A 16,830-nucleotide genomic window follows, 5' to 3' on the forward strand; every position below is an offset into this window, starting at 1 on the left:
TGCGATGATTAAAGGGGCGTGTAATTGTAATGCGGTGCAGTTTGAAATAACCCGTGATGTAAAAGACATTTACATGTGTCACTGTTCGATTTGCCGCAAGGCGACAGGCACAAATGGCATTGGTGTGCTAGTGGTTGCCAATGCCGATTTTAAATGGCAAAGCGGAGCAGAACATATCTCAACGTGGAAAAAACCAAACAGCGACTGGCAAACGTGGTTTTGCACAGTGTGTGGTTCTAAATTACCGGGCGATAACGACAGCGAACGAAAGTTTATTCCGGCAGGGCTAATCACACGCGGTGCTGAGCAGTTTAAAGTACGCCATCATATTTGGGTTAATTCTAAAGCGCCGTGGGATGAGATTTGCGATGATGGGTTACAGCACCCACACGCTTACGGCACTGCAAATTCAAATGATTAGCCTACAAAAAGCAACACAAAGCGATGTTGATTATTTAGTATCGCTGCGAAAAATAACCATGCACAACTATTTGTTTGAGGCAGGTATGCCGTGTTCGGAGCAAGATCATTTAGCGCGTGTTAATTATCAATTTGATGCAACGCACTTAATAGTTTTTGATGGCAACATTGTTGGTATGGTCAAATTTGCTAATCAGCATGAAACTGGGTGTTATTACATTTATCAATTACAAATTCACCCTGATTTTCAAAATAAGCAGCTTGGTAGCCAAGTTATGGCGTTAATGATTGAAAACGCCAAAGTGCAGCAGCTCGATGTGGCGCTGAGTGTAATCAAACAAAATCCAGCATATGGGTTGTATTTGAAGTTGAGTTTTCAAGTTGTAGGTGAAGACTGTGCTGAATATTTGATGCGAAGGCCTCGTGATCATAGTTACCAGTACTTGCTTGAACGCGATGTGTTAGACGATCCACTTCGGATGTCAGCACTTAATGCACTGCGCCAACTTAATATACCAAGTGCGTATATTGCGGCTGGTTTTTTACGTAACTTGGTGTGGGACAAACTTCATGGGAAATCTAAATTAAGCGATTTAAATGACGTTGATGTTATTTATTTTGACCAAGACGAGACAGATCACAATATTGCAAAACATCATCAAGCAAGCTTAGTTAAGTTAATGCCAAACGTAAATTGGCAAGTAAAAAATCAGGCGTTAATGCATGTAAAAAATCACGATAACCCTTATTGTTGTTTGGTGGATGCGATGCGTCACTGGCCTGAAAAAGAAACCGCCGTTGCGGTGAAATTAAACCATGCTAATCAGCTTACCTTTATCTCGGGGTTTGGCTTTGAGTCGTTATTTAATTTAACCCTGCGGTATAATTCAAAACGTGAAAAAGCTATTTTTTTAACACGACTTAATAACAAAAAGTGGCAAGAAAAATGGCCTAAATTAACATTAGAGCTGTAAACGGGGTTTACAGCTTATGCAGCTTAACTTGGTTTTTAAACCATAAATAGGAAGAAGTATTAATGAGAGCGGAACTTAGGCAAAAAATAATTTCAGTATGCGATAAAAAAATTGCCGCGAAAGGCGATAACGTAGGCGTGTCATTTTACGCGTTTTTTGCCAATAAAAATGACGATCCTGAACGTTTAATGGAAGCCGCTACGTGGTGGATTGAAACACATAAACTTGATCATTTTGAAAAAGCGACAAAAATTAAGAATATGGTACTAGCTGAGCAATAAGCACAAAGCTATTCTGTAAGGCTAAAACACGTATTTTGGAAACCCGCAAGCGTAACACTCATTATGGATTTTAAACATTTGAATAGAACTTAGATCGTAAAGGTCAACACGCTCTATGTTGTCCAAGGGGAGATGCATTTAGTTCAGCCCACTTGAGCTAGATAACAAGAATATGAAAATAGTATTAAAGCCTTGGCAATTTAATTTAATTACCTGCTGCATATACTTACTGTTTGCTATTTTTACGATGCAAGCACTGCATACTCTCTCTACGTGGCCACCTGCGGGAGTTGCGCTTGCTGCGGTCACTTTATTTGGCCGTAAGGCATGGTTAGGTGTTGCATTGGGATCGTTTCTAGCAATTATCTATTATTTTCATCTATATAATTTAAACCCATTCACATTTAATCACTTTGCTATAAACCTAGCTACATCAACAGGAAATACCCTAGCGGCACTGTGTGCATTTAATATTATGTACAAGCAAATTGTGTTACATAATCCATTAAAAAGAGTCGAAAATGTCGCTGGCACGTTTATTTTTGCCTGTGCCGCAATGGGCATGGTTTCGGCTATTTTTGGTGTGGGCATTTATTATGTGCTTGGGCTTGAGTGGTTCGACGGTTTCTTCTTTGGCGTATTAAATTGGAGTATTAGTAACGCGCTTGCTGCAATTGCGATAAGCCCGGCGCTTTACTTTTTATGGCGACGTTGGCCGCATAAAATGACGACCCAAAATGTTACGCAGTCTTTGCTAATAACCGCCATTACAGTGTTATGCTGTTATTTAATTTTTGGCCCTGGTTATACCCATCTCGATTTACCTATTTTACAGCCGTCTCTAATACTGTTTCCGCTTTTGTATTGCGCTATGCGATTGTCATCGACTTTAACCAGCTGCATGAATATGCTGGTGTTTTGTCTTGCTTGGATTGGTAGTAACCAAGGGTGGGGCTATTTTTATGAACATCATGCTGGCGATGCTGAAATCACTTTGCAGTTTTTCTTTTTGTTTATTTTTGCGGTGGTGCTTTTGGTGCAAGCTGTGTTTAACCAAAGGCAAGATGAGCAAGAAGAATTAACTCGATTACTAGAACAACGAGTTGAAGAGCGTACATGCCAGTTAGAATATCAAAAACAAAAGGCGCTTAAGCTAGCGGTGACCGATCCGCTTACTGAGCTATACAATCGCAGAGGCTTTTTTAGAACTGCCCATCATTTATTTAGCCAATATTTGCGCCATCCGGGATCATGTGCGCTGTTGTTACTTGATTTAGATAAATTTAAATTAATAAACGATAACTACGGCCATGCGATGGGCGATGAGGTGATAAAAAACACGGCTGATATACTGCGGCACTTTACCCGTGAATCTGATATTACCGGGCGAATTGGCGGCGAGGAGTTTGTCGTGTTTTTGCCTATGTCAACGCAAGATGATGCAACTTCACTTGCAGAGCGTATACGTCAGGCTATTTCAGAGCAGCAAGTAACATTGGATAATGTTACCGTGCAATACACTCTAAGTATTGGCGTGAGTACGTTTGATCAAAATGATAAAACGCTAGAATCCATGCTTAAACGCGCAGATAAAGCACTCTATCTCGCAAAAAACCAAGGTCGTAATCAAGTGCAATATTGCTGATAAGTGCGCTTACTAAAAGCCTACCTAGTCATTTAGTTTTTTCGCCTCTTATCACTTATATTTTTAGTTTGTTTAACGTTTAATAATTGATTTAACATTTGTTGCGATAAAATTAATAATTTATTGGGATAAGTAATGTTAAATATGATATAAATCATGCCGTTACTTTATCTTGATAAAGTGTTTTTAAAAACAATCTTTAGGGTCTTTACGGCTTTCTTGGTAGTTTTTGTAGTGGTTAAACTAAGGTTTATACAAAACTGACTTAGCATCGCTTTGTAGTAAATACTCACTTAATCCCGCGAAAATTCAAAAAGCGCATAAACACCCCCTCAATATTTCAAAGGATTTTGAATTCATGAAAAAGTTAGCATCAGCAGTCGCTATTACTTCTACGTTACTACTTTCTGGTTGTATGACGGTAGTTCAAAACTCACAGCAAGCTTCACTTGAAACCAATAAAACCGTTACGGTAATTGACGACACACGTACACGTGATGGCGTGCGTGACTCAATTACTGGTTGGTTAACAAAACAAGGGTACCAATTTGAAGTTGTAGAAACGCCAAATTATGTACTTGAGTATGACCAAGCAATTGTATATCAAGCAAATTGGGCGTGGGATATTACAACTTACATGCGTTATGCAGATATTAGTTTATACAACAAAAACAATCGTATCGGTAACGTAAGAGTAGATACTGTTGGTTGTGGTGGTTTTGGTAAGTTCGGTAACGCTGCTGAACGTATTTCGCTATCAATGGATTTACTGTTTAAGAAAATCGATACAAAACAAGCTGAAAAGCTAATTTGTAAAGCGTAATTATAAAAACAAATACAATAACGCATCGTCTGTGTTGTACATAAAAAACTAGGCTACAGCTTTTGTTTATTGCGCCCGCCATGTAACTGCTTTAGGTTAAATAAATGTACGCTTCCCATAGTTTAAGTGGGAAAAATATAACAAGATGCTCTTAAAAAGCGCTGATAATTCAGTGCTTTTTTATTTTTACTGGTCTTTATTGCATCAGCTATTTTAGCTAAACCAATACACTATTTATGGCCACTAACTCGTGGTCAAATTGAGCTCTTTTAGCCCTGAGATTAGGTGATCCAAAAATGCTTTTACTTTTGCAAGTGGGTACTTTCTTCCCGAGTATAGTGCATATAAAACAAGATCTTCAGGCTCGTAGTTTAGCGCTATTTTGATAAGACTACCGTTATCAATTTCTGTTTGGCACGCATGCATCGGTAATATCGCAAAGCCAAGTCCTTTTAATGCAGCCGCTTTTGCCATATGGCCACTATTGACCTTGTAATCTGATTGCACCTGAATGGTTTGCTCGCCTTTAAATCGCCAAGGCATACCTTGCAGTACAGATAGCGACGTGATGCACGGCACTTTGTTCATATCGTTTAATGACTTTGGTAATGCGGTATGCTCAAGCAAACGGGGAGACGCCACCACACAACTAGGCCAGCGAATAATTTCTTTAGCTACCCAGCTGGAATCCTCCAACGCGCCACGGCCAAAGCGTAACACCAAATCATAGCCATCTAACAAGCCTTCTTTCGGGTTTAAATGGGTATCACAGCTTAGATTAATTTGCGTATGCTCGAAACAGAAATCCGCAATAATCTCAGCTAGAAAGGGAAGATCTGGCATAACGACCTTTAGGTGCCCAGATAATGAATCGCCAAATTGAGAAACCTCTTCCAACGCATCATTTATCGCACAGGTAAGCGGTATGATCGACTGATAAAGCTGTTTTCCAGCGGCAGTTGAAATCATTTTTCGCGTTGTGCGCTCCAGCAATCGTAGCCCGAGGTTTTGCTCCAATAACGCGACATGCCGACTGACATTCGAAGTCGGTATTTCCAGTTGTTCTGCCGCTAACTTAAAACTGAGTTGTTCATAAACAGCTTGAAAGCTAAGTAACCATTGCAGCTCTATTTTTTCTATCACTATTAACTCAAATAATGGGATTAATAAGTCAATATTAGCATGTTTATCCTATTTATTGATTTTGTAATTATCGTTTCCGATTTAACCATAGAGATAGAAAAATGAATAACATTAATCGAATTGCGATTGTTGGTGCAGGCGTGGCGGGATTAGCACTGGCGATACTTGCCACAAAACGAGGTTACAAGGTCACGGTATATGAGCGCGCTAGTTCAGTGTGCTCAATTGGTGCAGGGGTAACTTTGTGGCCAAATGCCATGTTTGTATTGCAGCAGCTAGGACTAGAAAGCGAAGTAACGCGTGCTGGGGGAAAACCCGCTTATATGCGTCACTTTAATCATTATGGGGTACAACAAGGTGAATTTGATATTGAAGAAGTGAACCTGTTGTGTGGCTTTCCAAGTGTAACCATATTACGCCGCGATCTTATGAAGATTTTGGTAAAAGCATTCACTGATTTAGGCGGTACTATTCGCTTGAGTTGTTCCATTAAAGCGCAAGATATCGTTAGCCTTAAACAAACATTTGATTTGGTAGTAGGTGCTGATGGACGTATGAACTCGGCGGTACGCCAGTTTTTATACCCAGAAAATGTAACGCCCAGTTACCATGGTTTTATAAATATTATTGGTGTTAGCAAGCTAAGCGAAGATTCTGTATCTAATACGATTTGTGATTTTCGTGATAACGCAGAACGGTTCGGCATTGTGCCCGTTAAACGAGGTTGGTGTTATTGGGCTGCGGCATGGAATACAAAAATAGCTAAAGAGCGGACCTTGGCTGATTGGCAACAAGAGGTTAATGCCCGTTTTAAAAATTGGGCAAAGCCGGTTCGAAGTGTGCTAAACGCAACGGATAAAACAACGTTAAACCGTATTTTTGTTCATGATATTGAGCCACTACCATATTGGCATCGTGATAACGTTGTGATTATAGGCGATGCCGCTCACGCACCTTTACCCACTTCAGGGCAAGGCGCATGTCAGGCGCTAGAAGATGCATGGCATCTTATTCAACTTTTGAACCCAGAAGTTGATTTGAATGATGCCCTTACACGCTTTTACCAACAACGATTCACTAAAACTTCAGCTGCTCAAACCGTTGGTAGGCAAGTTGCTCAAAAAATATTTGTTGAGCAAAGAGAGCCGCAATCACCCTCAAATATTTCAGCTACGCAGTTAAGTCAATTTTGGATGCAAGGGCTTTGATTGAGGTTTTTAAAAAGTAAGGTTTTTAAGTGCTTAGGTATACTTTGTAGCGTATTAATAAAGATATCAAGGTATTAAAGCTCGTTTAATAAAGGTTTCCAAAGCATAGTGTGTGCTCTGTTCCTGTTTCGCTTTTTCAATAATAGGTATGCCCCAACTGCATCCTATTTTACTTAAAAAATCGCGCCAGCTTAGTCCACCTGGGCCAACAGCACTGTCTAATTCACTTAAACCAAATGAGCTGGCGCCTCCGGTTTGTGCAATCGGAGGCAAGTTGGGGTCGTTAGTATAGCCGCCAAGCACAAAAGGTTTTGCCACATTGCTTTGGTTAATTGCAAAGTAAAGCACTTCTTTTCTTTGTGTGTCGGTGTAAGTAGCGATTTTTTTCATGGGTTGCAACGTTAATCTTTAGTGTAATACTCGCGTATGTGGCTATTGCCATCATTTTGTGAGTTTCCCATATATTCCCAGTAGGTGGTTTTATTTTCAAAATGGAGCTGTGATATCTGTGTTTTACCGTATCGATCAAACTGTAAAACAATGCTGCTATCGGTGCATCCTAAAACGGAGTAGTTAATGCGTTCTTCTTTTGCTGGCATCGTCATGGTTTTTTCGCCCATTTTGATCTCAATATCAGGGGTGTTGATGCGCATTTCCTGTTTGTTATTGAATGTTATGACTTCTTTACCTTGAGTTTGGGTCATAAAAGCCCACGCATTGCCGTCAACATTGGCCCACTTTTTATTGAATGATTCGAACTTTTCGCTGGATGATGTCCATGTTCCGGTCAACGTAGGGCAACTCATCGCAATATTGGGTAAAACAAGGGATAAACAGAGGATTAATTTTTTCATATGTAAAATGACAATTTATTTGTGCAAAGCTTATTTTTATTATTAGAGCGTGTTGACTTTTATGGTCTAAATTCTGTTCAAATCCAAACCGTTTTGATCGCGGCGTCGCTTTGTAGGCCTAGTGGGCTAAGTCAAAAAGCGACAACAAAGAGCACAATGGTTTGGGTTGAACCCCACAGGCAGCGCTTGTTTGGCATTTATACTGTTTTATCGCTCATTTATGTAGAATAACTACATCACAATCGCGCTGTCTTGTCTACATACCAAACAAACTGCTGCAGAAATAGACAGTAAAGGTCAACACGCTCTAATATCAAATTATATAACTTATTGACATTGTTATATATTTTTAGATGTAAAAGAAAGTTACGCAAGGTTTAATTTAAGTCTGTTATAACGAGTGAAGTGTTTATTGGTGGCTGAGCGTCTTTGTTTGCGCTTAACTAGGAACTAAGCTATTTTCCAAGCCAAAATAAAGCCATTGTTAAACTGTATGAATATTAATTTACGTGCCATTAGTTACGCTGTTGTATTAGGTATGCTGTTGGGCTGCAATACTGTGCCAACACCGCAGCAAGATTTTAAAAATACAAACCAGAACAAAGTGCTTCGCATTGCTACATTTAATGTCAGTATGGAAGCCACTAATTATCAATCAAAAGAACAATCAGCTACAAAATCAACCCTAAATGCACATGCGCTTACGCAAGCATTAGCAGTTGGTAATGAGCAGCAAATTAATAATATTGCTGAAATTATTCAGCGCACTCGCCCAGATATTATTTTACTTAACGAGTTTGATTACATTGCAAAGCGCGAAAAAGGCATCGATTTATTTAAGACGACATACCTTGAAGTATCGCAAAATGGCCTAGCGCCAATTACTTACCCATATGTGTATCTTGCTCCCGTAAACACGGGAGTAAAAACCGGATTAAAAGGCGATGCTGTTAAGCTTACTCATTTTGGCTTTGGCCGTTACGCTGGGCAGTATGGCATGGTACTGTTGTCGAAATACCCCATCGTTTCAGAGCAAGTCCGCACTTTCCAACACTTTTTGTGGCAAGATATGCCGAATAACTTGATGCCAGTTAACCCAAATGGTAACCAGTGGTACTCAAGTGACGAGCGTGCGATAATGCGTTTGTCGTCTAAGTCTCATTGGGATGTGCCGGTAAATGTTTGTGATAACACGATTCATGTGCTGGCAAGCCACCCAACACCACCAGTATTTGACGACGAAGAAGACCGCAATGGAAAACGCAATCACGATGAAATCCGCTTTTGGCGAGATTACATTAGCCCATCAAGCAATCACTACATTTATGATGATAACGGTCGCCATGGCGGCGTTAGTCCAGAGTCTTTTGTGATTTTAGGCGATTTAAATGCCAGCGCAGTGGACGGTGATGCGCACCCAAATGCGATTAATCAATTATTGTTTCACCCACGAGTTAATCACTATGGCGCGCCACAATCTGAAGGTGGCTTGCAAAATAAACCTGAAAACACACACGCCGCAACACATACCGCAGGGTGGGGAATGCGTGCCGACTATGTGTTGCCGTCAGCAAATTTAAAGGTGTTAAACAGCGCTGTGTTTTGGCCCGCTAAAGGTAAACAAGGTGCACATTTAGTTGCCGATAGAAGTGCCTCATCAGATCATCGTTTAGTTTGGGTTGATGTAGCGTTAGCAAATTTATGTGCAAAGTAATGCTCTTCACTAAGTGACGAAAAACAAAAACCTAACAGTCGACTATTAGGTTTTTTGGCTCTAGTTTTAAATCTACTTTAGCGACATACACACACTAAGTTTACTTAGAGTAACTAATAATATTGTGAAAAACCGCGGTTTCGCTTAGTGCTTCATAACCGTGCGGTTGATCGCTATAAAAACGAATGCTGTCGCCTTGTTTTAAGGGGTGCCATTGTTGGTCAAAAAACACCTGTAACTCACCTTCAATTACATGAATATGCTCAATAACGCCCACATTATGCGCACTTGATAGTTGCTGGTGGCGCTCAGATAAGGTGATCTCGAATACTTCAATGCCTGTGTCTGGTTGAAACGCAAATAAGGTATTTATTTTCATACGTGGGTCGTCAGGGAACACCCGCTCACTTGTGCGTAAATCAGGCTGATCGGCGAAAAATGCTGAAAATGACGTTTCTAACCCACTGGCAATTTTCCATAACGTGGCAATGGTTGGGCTAGATTCTTCTCGTTCAATTTGGCCAAGCATGGCTTTTGATACACCGGTTAACTTAGCAGTTTTATCTAAGCTTAACCCTTTCTTTTGACGTTCACTTTTTAAATGTTGGGCAATTTCGGCTCTAAAAATCGCATCTTTCATAGTAATTTCTCGGTTGTGCGCTATAACGCACGGTGTTATTGTTTTGTTTTTTGTGCGTTATTACGTACAGTTTTTAAAAATATAACACAGAGAATAACGAATGATGAACACCAAATATCTATCTGTAAGTCATATCACAGCGGGGTTTAGCGCTGTACTAATTGGTTACACCAGCTCTATTGTTATTATTTTACAAGCGGCAACGGCAGCAGGTGCCTCTGCGGCGCAAATTGAAAGTTGGTTGCTCGCCCTTGGCTTAATAATGGGACTGAGCTCACTCGGTTATTCTTGGTATTACAAAACACCTATTTTAACGGCGTGGTCTACCCCGGGAGCAGCGATGCTAGTAAGTATTGCCCCACAACATGACTTGCCTACGTTAGTTGGTGCGTTTGTTGTTACTGGTGCGCTCATTTTCATTACGGGGCTTGTTACACCACTATCAAATGCCCTAAAACGTATTCCTTCATCACTGGCAACCGCCATGCTTGCCGCTATTTTATTGCCGTTTTGCGTAAAAGCGTTTGAACCTATTATGAGTATGCCGGTGATGTTTTTGTTGATGTTCATCACCTATGCGTTAAGTAAACGGTTTGCCGCAAAGTTCACCATGTTAATGCTGCTGTTTGTTGGTTTAGCTGGGGCATTTTATCTTAATAATGATTTAGTAAGCACAGCACATTTAGCCGTTGCTAACCCAGTTTGGCTTAATCCTGAGTTTGATGTTTTGGCTATTTTTAACGTTGCTGTGCCGCTTTATATTGTCACTATGCTATCGCAAAATTTATCAGGCATTGCGATGATGCAAAGTTATGGATATGACGCACCAGTTAAGCCTATTTTGGTTGGCACTGGGCTTATTAATATGTTGGCGGCACCGTTTGGTGGTTTTAGTTTAAATCTTGCTGCTATTTCTGCCGCAATGTGTATGACTGAAGAGGTTGATAGCAACAAGGGTAATCGTTATCGTGCGGTAATTTGGGCTGGTCTATTTTATATTTTGGCGGGAATATTGGCGGCAAGTGTCGTGTCTATCTTTGTTGCGTTTCCAAGTGAAATAACCCAAATGCTTGCTGGTTTTGCATTATTGGGCACCTTGTTAATGTGTTTGCAAAGTGCATTTTCAAATGCACGCTACCGTGAAGCGTCGTTACTTACATTTTTGGTCACGCTGTCAGGCATTAGTTTTTTGGGGTTAAATGCAATTATTTGGGGCTTATTATTTGGTTGGTGCTATGTCAGCTTAATGAACAAAAAAGCAGAGAATTCGTAACTAAATTAACGTTATATTGGTGTTACTAAAATAGTATTAGCCGGATAAAGCGTTAATGGTAGCCAAGGCATCTTCTTGATTGGTGAAGGCTCGAACATTTAAGGCGGATTTTTCAATAAACGCGTTAAGCAAACTTAATTGCACGCGATTGGCACACACAATAGCAATCATTTGACAGTTGTTTTCAAGGCTCCACACGTAAGTTTGCCCGATGGTTTTCATTACTTCAGGGCAGCCAAAGGTTTCGTCGTCAATCACATCTATGCGATACCACTTTTCAAAAAAGTTAGCGTTAGCTTGCTTTTTGAGCTCTTCAAATGCGTTATTGATACCAATAACATTAAAAGGGCCAAATACTTCTAACTGAAGAATATTGCCATGCCAAGAGTAGTTAACTTTTCCGTGCGCAACCATGATTACATCTGTGTTTTTAAATTGGAGTCAGTATACGGTTTAGCTTATTATTTTAAAATATGTCATTTGCTCTTTTTATATCTTACGAACAGGTAACACAATGCGTGTTAAAGCAATCCGTTACCTGCTTGATAAACACAGTAGCTACAAACGCATCAGCATATTTTCAAAAATAATCGGTGTGCTTTATACATGATAAACTAAACCAACGGCCTTTTTTGACAAACCTTATCAAACAACTGACTTAATTGTTTTTTTGACCTTTTTAAGTGCCATTTTTTGCTTTAAAGGCGAAAGGTAGTCAATAAACAATTTACCTTTTAAATGATCGATTTCATGCTGCAATACAATGGCAAGAAAATCATCACTTTCAATAGTTACTTCTTTGCCGGTGCGGTCTAAACCTTTAACCGTTACTTCGGTGTAACGCTCAACGTCTGCGTAGTAACCGGGAACAGATAAACAGCCTTCTTGCCCCATTTCTTTGTGGTTGCCACTTACAACTTCTGGGTTAATTAAAATTAATGGTGCATCTCGTTGCTCAGAAATATCAATAATGATAATGGCTTCGCTTCTACCTACTTGTGTTGCGGCGAGCCCAATGCCATCGTCGGTGTGATACATGGTATCTAGCATGTCATCAATTAAAGTTTGCACGCTGGCAACATCGGTTACCTTTTCGGCGTTAACTTTTAATTTCTCGTTTGGAGCTTTTAGTATTTCTAAAACGGCCATTTTACCTCAATTATTTTTGGCTAATCGCCCTTGATGGGGCTTTGGAGTACTTGCTGATTAATTATGACAAACAAGCAAAGTGTTATGATGGCGCAATTGTATGTTAGATAGGGGTCGATTGATAAACGTTATTTTCGATTTGTATGCCAGCAAATTCAAAATTAAGTTGGCCAATTTTGCGAAACCCTAAATGCAAATAAAACCCGTTAGACTCGTTTTCAACCCAAGTGTACAGCCAATACGCCTTACCAAACTCGTATTCTACTGCGGTTAAAAGTTGTTTACCTAAACCTTGGCCTTTAATCGCAGTATCGATATACAGTTTTTCAAGCTCAAAACCATTATTTGCCGATTGATAGTGAGAGTTCATATTAAGCAGGGCATAGCCTTGTAGCGCTTTTTCTTTTTCAACCACTAATAAGTTGTAATCTGGCGAATCAAGTAACGAACTAAAATAGCTTTCAGTAAATGTAGCAAGGGCATACTGCGCGTATTCACGCTTTATGCCTTCAACGGCATAGGTGTCGAGCCACACTTTTATTGAAAGGGCGGCTAATTGTAAGCAATCATCCTTGCATGCATGTCGGATCATAGTTTTGTAAATGTCTTTTATTATTATTCTTTTACTAATGCCAGTTTTTCAATGCCATGGCTGGGTGTAAAACGCTTAAACTCGTTAAAGCCGTGCTTTTGGTATAAGCGAATAGCGAGTGCGTTGACTACCGCGGTTTCAACAATGGCTTTGGTAAAATCAAACGTATTTAACACATACTCCATTAGTTTTCCGGCTATGCCTTTACGAAAATGCTCAGGAGCGACGGTTAAACTGTCTATTTCTAGTATTTGGTCTTGGTATGTAACTTCAATAACGCCCGCAAGTCTGTCATTCTCATAAAAACCATAAAACAAGGTGTTTGAGCTTGCTATATCCTGTGGCGTGCGCGATAGCGGTGGAAAATTATCGGTGCCAATCAGTGCGGCTTCAATTTTATAAGAAGATTGAAACACAGCATAAATCTGCGAAGCAATATCGCTATTTGAATGGGTAAGTTGAGCTATCATATTTTGTTTTTTAACTGCCTAACTGGGTAATATGCAAAAGTTCGCCCGAAGGTCCCCAAAGATAAAATACTTTACCCCAAGGCATTTGTTGGATTGGTGAGATTTTAGTTTTGTATTTTGAATTGCTGCATAACTCAAACGCATCATCGATATCCGCAACGCAAATTTGCAACATAAAGTTATTTGCTAAATCTTCGTTGTAAAAGCGTTGCAGGAAGAAAAGACAATCGCCATTTTCAAAAAGGGTAAGATCTTCGCTCACATATTCAGACTTAAAGCCAATTTCAGCATAAAAAGATAAAGAGACCTCGTAATCCTTACTCGGAATAAATGTTTTTATATTGATAACATCCATGATATTTCCATAAATAAGCAGCACGTATTTACACTTAAAAAGTGCAAAAGGGCATTAGTGAAATGGCTAAGTAAATACGCTTACAATTTTACAAAACTATAAATAGCGCAGGTGCATTAGTAAACCTTTCAATAGCTAAAGATAACTAAACGCATTAAAAACGGAGTTTTAGGTTTATAAACGGTGGTTTTTGTAGATTTTTTTTTACGGCAAATAGGTTTTTACTTAAGGTAAATTGTATGCGTGCTAAACTCAATACAGCGTAATAATTTGGGCACTTAATTGAAGACTAATTCATTCAATTGTTTATTTTGTATATTTTATACGATATAGTCAGGCAATAAAGATTTTATACAAAAGGTAATACGATGCAAACAAATAGTACAGATTGGCGTTATACGGTTATGCCTGCCGTGTTTACATGGTTAAAAGAGACTGATACAGGCGCACTTGAAATTGACCTAGTTGCAACACAAAAGTACGCAGCAGATATTTTACGTGTTGAAGGTAAAGCTGGCACGCGCATGGGTGGCCTTGTTGGTTCGGGCACGCTAGGTGAAAACAGCTACCTAAGCGCTGAGCAGCGTCTTTCTCTACTAAGTGCGCTTTCTGAGGTTGCTAAAGAGTTTAACGTGCCATTAATTAGTGGCGCTGCGGCAGAAACCAAAGAAGCGCTTGCAACTATTGTTACTGAGTTGGCAACAGTTGGTGTAGATACGGTAATGGTAATGCCACCAAAAACCCAAGAAGCGCCTTCTGATGATGAAATGTATGCTTATTACGCGCTTGCGGCAGATGCAGCGCGTGAAGCTGGCATTACGATTATGCCTTACAACAATCCAGATGCAGCGGGTTACCATGCACTTTCAACTGATATTTTAAGAAAACTTGCAGCGCTACCTGAAGTAACAGCACTTAAAATCTCAACAACGGACGTATCAGTAATTGAAACCCTGATGCTAGAAAACAAAGATGCAAAAATCTTAGCAGGTGTAGATACAGTAACGGTTCACGCAGGCCTTGCTGGCGCATGTGGCGGCATTACAGGTGTTGGGTGTATCTTCCCGAAAGCAAGTGTCACCATGCAAGAGTATGTAAATGAGGGCAATTGGGCTGAAGCGAATAAAATCTCGCAAGCAATGAACTCAATTTCATACCTTGATGCACAGCCACTGTTATTAGAGTACCTAAAGTTTGCATTTGGTATTCACCATAATGACGAACAAGGCGGCTTACGCACATTGGGTAAAACGCTTACGGCAGCGCAAATTGACGATGTTCGCGCACGCTACCAACTTGCAAAAGCGCGCCTTGAAGCACTAGGTTTAGCTGAATAATTTTTTTCCGTGTTTTGAAAAGACAAAAGCTCCGTTTACGGAGCTTTTTTTGTGGGTTTTTGAAATTTGTTATTTTTTTGCAGGGCTATGGTTTACACAATATGTGAGCTTGAACTCCAAAATCTTTACATGAACTTATAAACGTATTTATAAGCCAGACTAACTGCACATAGTGTGGCTTACATTTTTGACCTAGAGCCAACTTGTTTAATTCTACTGTTAATTTAGCCTTACTCAAAAAAGGTGTAGCAAGTACAATTTTTTTTATAGAGTTAGGATTTTGACTTACAGCATCGAGAGCTACTTCTATATCTTGCCAATTTTGGGCACCCGTTACCCTACTAATATTGGTATTTTCATAATTATTGTGCCACTCATTGTCATATTTATTCTTAAATAGTTGCTTTTCCGCTTGGGTTCGGCCAATGTTTTTTAGTGCTTGAGCAACTACGTCATGAAAAGCACTAGCACCATATGTGTCCTTCTTAGTAAATTTAGAATGTATAAAAGAAATACTCGGAATCGCGCTATTACTATCTATAGCAATATGATCTGACCACTCGTCATTCATATCATCACAGATAACGATATTATGAGGAGCACAATATTGGTCTTCAACCACTCGAAATAAAGAGGTTACAGGGAATCTAGTTAAATCAGCTGAATGCGGCTTTTCTTTTTCACTGGCAATGCCGTTAAAGTTATAACTATCATCAAATATATTTAGTATTGACTGAATGTTATTTATTAAATGTTTATCTTCAAAACATGACTTTGAATAATACGAGTAGTTTGGAGAGTCAAACACCGCAGAAAATGGTTTTTCTTTATTTATATACTTGCCTATTGTGTAAACATCAGTGCCGTTTTCAGTTACAGATATATTGTCAAGAAGCTGATTTCTAATTGTAATTAAGTTTTTTGAATATGAAACCGTGCCAGTTAAAGTCTTACCTTTGACCTTCATTAGATTACCATCAACTAAAACAGGAGATTTCAATTGATTAAAAATTTTATTTATTTCTCCTCGATCTAATTGGCTACCATCGGCTTTGCTTAAAACAGCACGGCCATTCAAAACCTTAGTTTCTATTTCAGTCAGATCTATGAGAATAGCCACAACTTTATGTCCTAAATCTATAATATCCTTCAAACAAATAGGTGAAGCAAAATTACTAATAAATTCACTTTGATTGGTAGTTATTTTGATTTCATCTTTAATTTCAACAACCCAGTCAACTAGACCATCAAATGCTAACTTTTTATCCCTATGACTAACCCGAGAAGTACTTGGTGTTAGAGTGTATGAGTCTTCTCCGACTTTCATTCTGAAGTTGCTTGGGATTGATCGGCTAGATGAATTAGATGGAATGATACCATTTAAGCTTTTAGCTTCTAATGAACGGGATCTAATGACAGCATTTGATATGCTCATATTTCTCATAGTAACCCTTTCATATTCTGGGTTTTTATCACCATGGAAATGACAGAACTTTTCATAATCAAACTCATCTATAAAAGAAGAAAAATGTTTTTCAGGTGAATCAACATATTTCTTCAAAATGGCCAAGGCATCATCACATTCTATTAATAACAAATAGGCGTATTTTTGCTCGTTAACCGAAGTGCCAGATAAAAAGGAGGGCTCTGCTTCTATCTTATATGAAACAATAGAATATATTACTTGATTACCTGAGGCCGTTATATAGCTTATTTTAGCTTCGTTTAAAAGATAGTTTCCTACACGTTCTTTAGATATCTCTTTGAATGTATCTTCAATAGATTTTTTGGTAAGTGCTTTATTCAGTTTATAAAACTGAACATTCTTACTTAGACTGAGATCACTAATCATTTAACTAAAATCCTTTTACGTATGACTAAACCCGAAAACATTGGGTTCGGGTTTTCATTTTGCACGCTGATAGTGACTTTATCAACGACCTATACTTACA

The 16,830-nt window shown here is 39.1% G+C and carries 19 protein-coding genes; 9 read left to right on the forward strand and 10 right to left on the reverse strand.

The features are described from left to right. The first annotated feature begins 4 nt into the window (after positions 1-4). From L1068_RS10555 to L1068_RS10575, 5 genes are all read left to right on the forward strand, one after another. Positions 5-421 (forward strand): GFA family protein, encoded by a 417-nt coding sequence (locus L1068_RS10555; RefSeq protein ID WP_237130225.1) that lies wholly within the window; start codon positions 5-7, stop codon positions 419-421. After that, the gene (locus tag L1068_RS10560; RefSeq protein WP_237130226.1) at positions 369-1,394 is read left to right on the forward strand and encodes a nucleotidyltransferase family protein; all 1,026 of its coding nucleotides are present in this window, start codon (positions 369-371) and stop codon (positions 1,392-1,394) included. Before L1068_RS10555 ends, L1068_RS10560 begins: the two co-directional genes overlap by 53 nt. 62 nt (positions 1,395-1,456) lie before the next feature. After that, positions 1,457-1,675, forward strand: a complete 219-nt coding sequence (locus L1068_RS10565) for a DUF6500 family protein (protein WP_010558465.1) — start codon at positions 1,457-1,459, stop codon at positions 1,673-1,675. 172 nt (positions 1,676-1,847) lie between these two features. After that, the gene (locus L1068_RS10570) at positions 1,848-3,320 is read left to right on the forward strand and encodes a diguanylate cyclase (protein ID WP_054977996.1); all 1,473 of its coding nucleotides are present in this window, start codon (positions 1,848-1,850) and stop codon (positions 3,318-3,320) included. A 358-nt stretch (positions 3,321-3,678) separates the two neighbouring features. Next, positions 3,679-4,143: an Sbal_3080 family lipoprotein gene (locus L1068_RS10575; RefSeq protein ID WP_010558467.1), complete on the forward strand. Its 465-nt coding sequence runs from the start codon at positions 3,679-3,681 to the stop codon at positions 4,141-4,143. Positions 4,144-4,386: 243 nt separating this feature from the next. Here the strand turns inward: L1068_RS10575 and L1068_RS10580 are convergent, their stop codons facing one another. Then, complete coding sequence (locus tag L1068_RS10580; RefSeq protein ID WP_237130227.1) at positions 4,387-5,286, reverse strand: LysR substrate-binding domain-containing protein; 900 nt, start codon at positions 5,284-5,286, stop codon at positions 4,387-4,389. A 101-nt stretch (positions 5,287-5,387) separates the two neighbouring features. Here L1068_RS10580 and L1068_RS10585 point away from each other — a divergent pair, with 101 nt between their 5' ends. After that, the gene (locus L1068_RS10585; RefSeq protein ID WP_237130228.1) at positions 5,388-6,494 is read left to right on the forward strand and encodes an FAD-dependent oxidoreductase; all 1,107 of its coding nucleotides are present in this window, start codon (positions 5,388-5,390) and stop codon (positions 6,492-6,494) included. Between the two features lie 66 nt (positions 6,495-6,560). Here L1068_RS10585 and L1068_RS10590 read toward each other — a convergent pair whose 3' ends face one another. Together L1068_RS10590 and L1068_RS10595 are read right to left on the reverse strand one after the other, a co-directional pair. Further along, entirely contained in the window at positions 6,561-6,884 is a 324-nt protein-coding gene (locus L1068_RS10590) for a hypothetical protein (protein WP_237130229.1), read from the reverse strand. An 11-nt stretch (positions 6,885-6,895) separates the two neighbouring features. Further along, positions 6,896-7,348 carry a hypothetical protein gene (locus tag L1068_RS10595; RefSeq protein ID WP_237130230.1) on the reverse strand — a complete coding sequence of 151 codons (453 nt, stop codon included), beginning with the start codon at positions 7,346-7,348 and terminating at the stop codon, positions 6,896-6,898. Between the two features lie 493 nt (positions 7,349-7,841). Between L1068_RS10595 and L1068_RS10600 the strand changes: the two genes are divergently transcribed. Beyond that, positions 7,842-9,062, forward strand: coding sequence for an endonuclease/exonuclease/phosphatase family protein (locus L1068_RS10600; RefSeq protein WP_237130231.1), 1,221 nt, complete (start codon positions 7,842-7,844; stop codon positions 9,060-9,062). Between the two features lie 100 nt (positions 9,063-9,162). Here L1068_RS10600 and L1068_RS10605 read toward each other — a convergent pair whose 3' ends face one another. Continuing rightward, positions 9,163-9,702 (reverse strand): XRE family transcriptional regulator, encoded by a 540-nt coding sequence (locus tag L1068_RS10605; protein ID WP_237130232.1) that lies wholly within the window; start codon positions 9,700-9,702, stop codon positions 9,163-9,165. A 100-nt stretch (positions 9,703-9,802) separates the two neighbouring features. Between L1068_RS10605 and L1068_RS10610 the strand changes: the two genes are divergently transcribed. Next, the gene (locus L1068_RS10610) at positions 9,803-10,975 is read left to right on the forward strand and encodes a benzoate/H(+) symporter BenE family transporter (RefSeq protein WP_237130233.1); all 1,173 of its coding nucleotides are present in this window, start codon (positions 9,803-9,805) and stop codon (positions 10,973-10,975) included. 36 nt (positions 10,976-11,011) lie between these two features. Here the strand turns inward: L1068_RS10610 and L1068_RS10615 are convergent, their stop codons facing one another. The 5 genes from L1068_RS10615 to L1068_RS10635 form a co-directional block, all read right to left on the reverse strand. Further along, on the reverse strand, positions 11,012-11,389 hold the full coding sequence (locus L1068_RS10615; protein WP_237130234.1) for a hypothetical protein: 378 nt from the start codon (positions 11,387-11,389) through the stop codon (positions 11,012-11,014). Between the two features lie 231 nt (positions 11,390-11,620). After that, positions 11,621-12,124, reverse strand: a complete 504-nt coding sequence (gene def, locus L1068_RS10620; protein ID WP_237130235.1) for a peptide deformylase — start codon at positions 12,122-12,124, stop codon at positions 11,621-11,623. Positions 12,125-12,227: 103 nt separating this feature from the next. Further along, positions 12,228-12,716: a GNAT family N-acetyltransferase gene (locus L1068_RS10625; protein ID WP_237130236.1), complete on the reverse strand. Its 489-nt coding sequence runs from the start codon at positions 12,714-12,716 to the stop codon at positions 12,228-12,230. A gap of 23 nt (positions 12,717-12,739) precedes the next feature. Next, complete coding sequence (locus L1068_RS10630) at positions 12,740-13,186, reverse strand: GNAT family N-acetyltransferase (protein ID WP_237130237.1); 447 nt, start codon at positions 13,184-13,186, stop codon at positions 12,740-12,742. Between the two features lie 10 nt (positions 13,187-13,196). Then, entirely contained in the window at positions 13,197-13,541 is a 345-nt protein-coding gene (locus L1068_RS10635) for a lactoylglutathione lyase (protein ID WP_237130238.1), read from the reverse strand. 368 nt (positions 13,542-13,909) lie between these two features. Here L1068_RS10635 and L1068_RS10640 point away from each other — a divergent pair, with 368 nt between their 5' ends. Continuing rightward, a complete protein-coding gene (locus L1068_RS10640; protein ID WP_237130239.1) occupies positions 13,910-14,878 on the forward strand; it encodes a dihydrodipicolinate synthase family protein in 969 nt (322 codons plus the stop codon). A gap of 85 nt (positions 14,879-14,963) precedes the next feature. Here the strand turns inward: L1068_RS10640 and L1068_RS10645 are convergent, their stop codons facing one another. Further along, entirely contained in the window at positions 14,964-16,730 is a 1,767-nt protein-coding gene (locus tag L1068_RS10645) for a hypothetical protein (protein ID WP_237130240.1), read from the reverse strand. Positions 16,731-16,830: the final 100 nt, after the last annotated feature.

Source organism: Pseudoalteromonas sp. MMG024 (assembly GCF_021654175.1).
In the GTDB taxonomy this organism is placed as follows: Bacteria; Pseudomonadota; Gammaproteobacteria; order Enterobacterales; family Alteromonadaceae; genus Pseudoalteromonas.